The organism is Nocardia farcinica (assembly GCF_029867845.1).
Lineage (GTDB): Bacteria > Actinomycetota > Actinomycetes > Mycobacteriales > Mycobacteriaceae > Nocardia > Nocardia farcinica_A.
The window spans coordinates 1-6095 of the sequence record NZ_JARWRU010001302.1; the positions used below are offsets into that span (position 1 = coordinate 1).

Here is a 6095-nt window from a genome sequence, read left to right on the forward strand (position 1 = left end):
CCGCCAGCGCCCGCGCCGCCCGCCGCCGCATGGCCACCGTCGAGTCGGTCGCCGCGGCGGCCAGCGCCAGCCTGGCCGCGGTGCGCAGCGCCAGCCGGGGATGGCAGGCGTGCTCGGCCAGCGCCGACCCGCGGTGCAGCAACTCCTCACCCTCGGCGATGCGCCCGGCGAGCAGGGCCGCGGTCGCCGCCTGCAGGCTCGCGTAGCAGTCGATGTCGGCATTGCCGGTGGGTGCGGCGGCGGCGAACGGCACCGGCGCCGCGCCGGTGCAGGCGGCCACGTCCACCGCGCGCGCGGCGGTCAGGGTGGTGGTCCAGGTCGCCGGCGCCAGGGACGCGCGCCGGGCGCCGCGCTCGACGGCGAGATCGAGATAGGCGGTGGCATCGGTGAGATCGCCGTGCACGAGGGCGTCGAGCACGCGCAGCGCCCACAGGTAGGGATCGTCCATGAGGTCGACCGCGGTGCGGGTCAACTCGTCGAACAGCGCGCCGCCATCGCCGTCGAGCACCATGGTCAGCCCCGCGGTGACCACGAAATCCAGCAGCTCGCGGCGATCGCCGGCCGCGCACAGATGGCTCAGCGCCTCGGGCAGGTGCCCGGCGGCCTGCAACCAGCGCGCGGCGTGCGCGTGCAACTCGGTCACGCGGTCGGCGCCGAGCCGGTCGGCCTCGGCGCGGAAGCAGGCGCGCAACAGCGGATGGTGCCGGATCCACACGTCGGTGCCACGCGCGCTGCGCTGCAACGGGAAACCGAGCCGGTCGAGCTCGTCGAGACAGTGGCCGGCGCCGCCGCCGGCCAGCTCGTCGGCCAGCTTCTCGGTGAAGGCGGCGGGCACGCCGGTGACGGTCAGGAACTCGCGCAACGCGGGCGGCAGGTCTGCGAGCACCTCGGCGGCCAGATACGCGGCCACCGCCTGCGGGGGGCGCTCGAGCAGCACCGGTGAGCCCAGTTCCTCGGGGTGGGTGGCCAGGTGCACCGCCATGACGCGCACCAGCGCGGCCCAGCCCTTGGTCAGCGAGTCGACGGTGGCCAGGCCCGCGTCGTCGAGGCGCACGCCGTGCTCGCCGCACAGTCGCGCCGATTCGCCCGCGGTGAAGGCCAGCTCCGCGGCGCCGAGGCGGGCCAGACGCGCGCGCAGTTCGAGCAGATGCCAGCGGATCGGGGGATCGTGGCGGGCGCAGACGATCACCGCCGCGCTCGCGGGCGTGTCCAGCAGCAGGCGCTCGAAGGCGGCGGTGGCCTCGGGATCGGTCAGCAGGTGGGCGTCGTCGACCACGAGCACGCCCTCGCCGGGGACCTCCGGCGGCAGGCAGGCGGGCCCGGTGACGCGAAACCAGTGCACGGCCAGGCCGGGACGGTGGGCGGCCCAGTCGGCCGCCAGCACGGTCTTGCCCGAACCGGCGGGCGCGCTGACGAGCAGCACCCGGCCGTTGCCGCAACCGCCGTTCTCCGCGAGCACAGCGGCATCGACAGCGTCGAACAGCAACGGTCTGGCGATCGGCGTGAACGAGGGCTCGGGCGCCCTCGGGAACCCGGATCGACCGGGGTGGTGCGAAGTGCTCACAGCGCCCTGCCTTTTCGGTGCTTTCGTGCCATCCCGGCTGTCCTGCCACGACGCGAAAAAACTCGATCCACCACAACACGCGCTCAGAAGGCCGAATTTACCGGACCGATGCGTGTTTCCCGTTCGTGCCCGCTGTTCTTGTTATTCAAATTTCACCGCTACCGTCCGGCAGCGTCCGTGTCACCGATTTCTTTTCGGTCAGAAGAATTGCCGGACGTGCTGTCGCCGGTCGCGGTGTGCTCGTCGTATGCTGCTGCGTTGTCCGTGCTGTCTCGCCGTCTCGCTGTCTACGCTGTCTCGCTCGTCGAAAGCGCTGTCTCGTGGTTCGCGCCGGCGGTGTCGTCCCGTCGGCGGTGTCGTCTCGTCGGCTGTGCCGGTGGTGTCGTCTCGTCGGCTGTGCCGGCGCTGCTGCTGTTCGCTCCAGAACCGGTAGAGAGAGGTCAGGTACGTGATGAGGTTCCTACATTCGTCCCATCGGGCGGGTCGTCTCGCCGCCGGACTCGGGGTCGCCGCCGCGGCCGCGCTGTCCACCGGCATCGCGGGCATCGGGGCCGCCACGGCCGAACCGCTGTGGCCCGGCGGTCCCGACATCCCCGGCGTGCCCGCCATCATCAAGCCGCCGCCCGCCCCGTGCTCGAACCTGGCGCGCGCCTGCATGCGGCTGACCACCAACGAGGCGTGGCTGATGGACGACGGCCGCACCGTCTACGGCCCCACGCCCATCTCGCACGGCATGCCCGGCTACGAGACCCCGCCCGGCGTGTTCGCGGTCTCGTTCATGAAGCCGTTCCACTGGAGCACCATGCACAACGCCCCGATGGAGTACGCGATCTTCTTCAACGGTGACATCGCCTTCCACGTCGGACCGGTGGACAAGCAGTCGCACGGCTGCGTGCGGATGACGCCGGAGGGCGCCAAGGCGTTCTTCGACTACCTGAAACCCGGCGACCGCGTGGAAGTGGTCGTCTAGCCCCGGCGGCTCAGCCGGTGGCGGTCGCCGTGGTCGGGAAGAACCGGTAGACGGAATTCCAGGTCTCGGTGTTGGTCGGATCCGGGCCGGGACCGGGCGGCTGCGGCGCGACCGCGGGCAGCACCCGCGGGCTCGGCCGCAGCGGCGGCTCCTCCCGCCAGTACGGCGCCGCCGCCTCCAGGGCCAGACCGATGTCGAGCAGATCCGCCTCGGCCCACGGCATGCCGCCGAGCTGCACGCCGAAGGGCATGCCGGTCACCGCCGAGCGGCCGGCGGGCAGCGCGATGGCGGGCGCGCCGGTGTAGTTGGCCCAGGCCACCGGCACCAGGTCGGCGTCGAGCAGCGACATGGCGGCGGCGGTGGCGCGCGGCGTGCCGTCGCGGGCCGCGCCCGGCAGCACGACGGCATCCAGACCGTGCTCGGCGAACAGGCGGTTGTAGTCGCGCTGGTACTGCTCACGGGCCCGCTCGAAGGCCTGGTACTCGGTGAACGGCGCGGCCAGCGCCGCCAGGCCCATGCCGACCACCGGCAGGCTGCTCGGGCGCAGCTCGGTGAGCCGGTCCAGCCACTGCCGGTGGTAGGAGCCCAGTTCCCTGGCCCCGCCGGTGGCCAGCACCTCGGGTTCGGCGGGCAGCCGCACGTCGCGCAGCTCGCCGCCCAGCTCGGTGATCAGCGCCAGGTACTCGCCGAACAACCTGCCCAGCTCGGCCGGCATGTCGACGGCGACCACGCCGAACACCTTGCCGGCCAACGGTTTCAGGGCGGGGCGTGGCGCGAGCGGATAGAGCGGGGCCGGGGGCGGTGCGGCCGTGGTCGCCGGATCGTGCCCGTCCGGCCCGGCCATGAACGACAGCAGCAGCGCGGCGTCGGCGAGGCTGCGGCCCATCGGCGCCGGATGGTCCCGCGTCCACATCACCGGGATGATGCCGTAGGTGCTGCACCGGCCGTAGGTCGGTTTGATCGAGCTGATCCCGCAGCGCGAGGCGGGCAGGCGCACCGAGCCGCCGGTGTCGGTGCCGAGCGCCAGCGGGGCGAACCTGGCCGCCAGCACCGCGGCGCTGCCGCCGGAGGAGCCGCCGACGGTGTCGGCGATGTTCCACGGATTGCCGACCTGCGGGGTGGCGGTGAGCAGCGCGAACTCGTCCAGACGCGCGTGGCCCATGAGGATCGCGCCGTTGTCGCGCAGCTTGCGGCAGACGGTCGCGTCGCCCGAGGCGATGTTGTGTTCGAGGATGCGGCTGTCGGCGGTCAGCGGCAGCCCCTCCAGCGCGTACAGGTCCTTGACGCCGACCGGCAGTCCGCACAGCAGCGGCGCGTTCCCGGCCGCCAGCCGGGTCGCGGCGGCCTCGGCCTGGGCATGGGCCGTCTCCGGGTAGACGTGCACCCAGGAGTTGATCTCGCCGTCGTGTTCGGCGCTGCGCCGCAGGCAGGCGTCCAGCAGTTCCCTGGGGTGCAGCGCGCGTGAACGCAACAGGCTGACCGCCTCCAGTGCCGACAGCAGCGCCGGGTCGGTCGCGGTGATCGAGCCCGGATCGGGGAGCACGGGCGAGCGTCTCGGCACCGCGGCGGCGGGCGCCGGGCCGGACAGGGCGCTCGGGCGGAACAGGGTGGTCGCGCTCGCGGCGACCCCCGCGGTGCGCAGCAGCGCGCGGCGCGAGAACGAACGCGGCGGTGTTTGCGTGAACGGCGGTGTTTGCGTGAACGACGGTGGTTGCGTGAACGGCGGTGCTTGCGTGAACGACGGTGGCACTGAACCCCCTGATCCATCCGGTGACGAGTGCTCCCGGCGGTCGGCCGGGGTGCGCAGAACCTGTCGGGACACGTCGTCGGGTCGCAGATTCGATGCGGCTGGAACTGTTCCGATTGAAAACGCTTGTAGCCTAGGGCTTTCCGAGCGGGTTCGCGCGCCGGGGCGCGCCGATGGCCGCCGCCGCTGTGGGCGGATCCGCTCCGGGCAGCACGGGGCGCGCGCGGCGGTCGCGCCGGTGCACGGTGGAGTCATGGCTCACGACGACAAGACCCCGCTGTTCGACTGGCGGGCCAGAGCACAACTGCTCGCCCGCCGCATCCTGGTCCTCGACGGACCGCTCGACGACGACAACGGCACCCTGCTGGCCACCCAGCTGCTCACGCTGGCGGCCGAGAACGACACCGCGCCCATCGCGCTGTGGATCCACTCGCCCGGCGGGTCGGTGCCCGCCATGCTCGCCATCCGCGACGTCATGCGGCTGGTGCCATGCGAGGTGTCCACCCTGGCGCTCGGGCTGGCGTGCAGCGCCGGGCAGTTCCTGCTCTCGGCGGGCACCCCCGGCCGCCGTTACGCCCTGCCGCACGCGCGCATCCTCATGCACCAGGGCTCGGCGGGGATCGGCGGCACGGCCGTCGATGTGGAGGTGCAGGCCAGTGACCTGCGGCATACCGTCGAGACGGTGCTCGGCCTGATCGCCGTCGACACCGGACAGCCCTACGAGCGGATCTACGAGGATTCCCTGCACGACCGCTGGTTCACCGCCGGGCAGGCGGCCGAGTACGGATTCGTCGACCACATCGTCGACGACTTCGACCAGGTCGTTCCGTTCCGTCGTCGAGCGGGTATCGCGATATGAGCACCTACACCATCCCCAACGTCATCGCCGCGCATCCACGCGGTGGCGAGCGGATCACCGACATCTACTCACATCTGCTCGCCGAGCGGATCGTCTATCTGGGCACCCCGATCGACTCCGGGGTCGCCAACGCGCTGATCGCGCAACTACTGCACCTGGAGTCGGAGAACCAGGACCGCGCGATCGAGTTCTACATCAACTGCGAGGGGGGCGACCTGCCGTCGATGCTGGCCGTCTACGACACCATGCAGCACATCGGGGCCCCCGTGCACACCACCTGCGTGGGTCAGGCTATCGCAGTGGGCGCGGTGCTCCTCGCCGGAGGTGAGCCGGGGCAGCGCGCCATCCTCCCGCACGGGCGCGTGGTGCTGCACCAGCCCGCCGCCCGGGGCCAAGGACCCATCCCCGATCTGATCCTGCAGGCCGACGAGCTGGTCAGGATGCGCTCGGAGATCGAGGACATCCTGTCCGCGCACACCGGTCAGCCGGTCGGGCGGCTGCGTGAGGACACCGACCGGGACCGGGTGTTCACCGCGCGGGCGGCGCTGGACTACGGGCTGGTGGACACCGTGCTCAGCCCGCGAGGATGAGGGCAGGCCGCGCTCCGGCCGGGGCGACGGCACGGCCGAGCGCGAGCCGGGCGCACGAGGTCGCGGGACGACCGGCGCGGCGCGCGGGGGCGGCGGTGGGCCGCTGCCGGGAGCGCAGATCGTCGGCGATACCGACGGTCAGCCCGATCAGGGTGATCCCGAGCGCGCCAGCGACCGCCGCGATCATCTCGCTGGAGGGTTCCTTGCGGCCGCGCTCCACCTCGGAGAGGTACTGCGGGGAGATCCCGGCGCGCCGGGCGGTCTCGACCAGCGTGGCGCCCTGTTCCAGGCGCAGGGCGCGCAGACGTTCGCCGAGCACCTCCCGCCACAGGGGCTCCGGGGCGTGAGGTGGCCTGCGCTCGTCC

Annotated in this window: 5 protein-coding genes and 1 pseudogene; 3 read left to right on the forward strand and 3 right to left on the reverse strand. The window is 72.6% G+C overall.

Annotation, left to right across the window (positions count from 1 at the left end; translation table 11 throughout):
- A pseudogene (locus QH283_RS29145) lies at positions 1 to 1564 on the reverse strand (hypothetical protein); the annotation flags it as partial.
- A gap of 451 nt (positions 1565 to 2015) precedes the next feature.
- Here QH283_RS29145 and QH283_RS29150 point away from each other — a divergent pair.
- Positions 2016 to 2534 carry a L,D-transpeptidase gene (locus QH283_RS29150; RefSeq protein WP_280506134.1) on the forward strand — a complete coding sequence of 173 codons (519 nt, stop codon included), beginning with the start codon at positions 2016 to 2018 and terminating at the stop codon, positions 2532 to 2534.
- Between the two features lie 10 nt (positions 2535 to 2544).
- Here QH283_RS29150 and QH283_RS29155 read toward each other — a convergent pair whose 3' ends face one another.
- Entirely contained in the window at positions 2545 to 4179 is a 1635-nt protein-coding gene (locus QH283_RS29155) for an amidase (protein ID WP_432420806.1), read from the reverse strand.
- A 355-nt stretch (positions 4180 to 4534) separates the two neighbouring features.
- On the opposite strand from QH283_RS29155, the gene QH283_RS29160 reads away from it, so the two are divergent.
- Positions 4535 to 5140, forward strand: a complete 606-nt coding sequence (locus QH283_RS29160) for a ClpP family protease (protein ID WP_280506136.1) — start codon at positions 4535 to 4537, stop codon at positions 5138 to 5140.
- Positions 5137 to 5730, forward strand: coding sequence for a ClpP family protease (locus QH283_RS29165; RefSeq protein WP_280506137.1), 594 nt, complete (start codon positions 5137 to 5139; stop codon positions 5728 to 5730). Before QH283_RS29160 ends, QH283_RS29165 begins: the two co-directional genes overlap by 4 nt.
- Here the strand turns inward: QH283_RS29165 and QH283_RS29170 are convergent.
- The coding region (locus QH283_RS29170) for a helix-turn-helix domain-containing protein (protein WP_432420805.1) at positions 5714 to 6095 on the reverse strand (382 nt) is incomplete at its 5' end. The genes QH283_RS29165 and QH283_RS29170 overlap by 17 nt on opposite strands.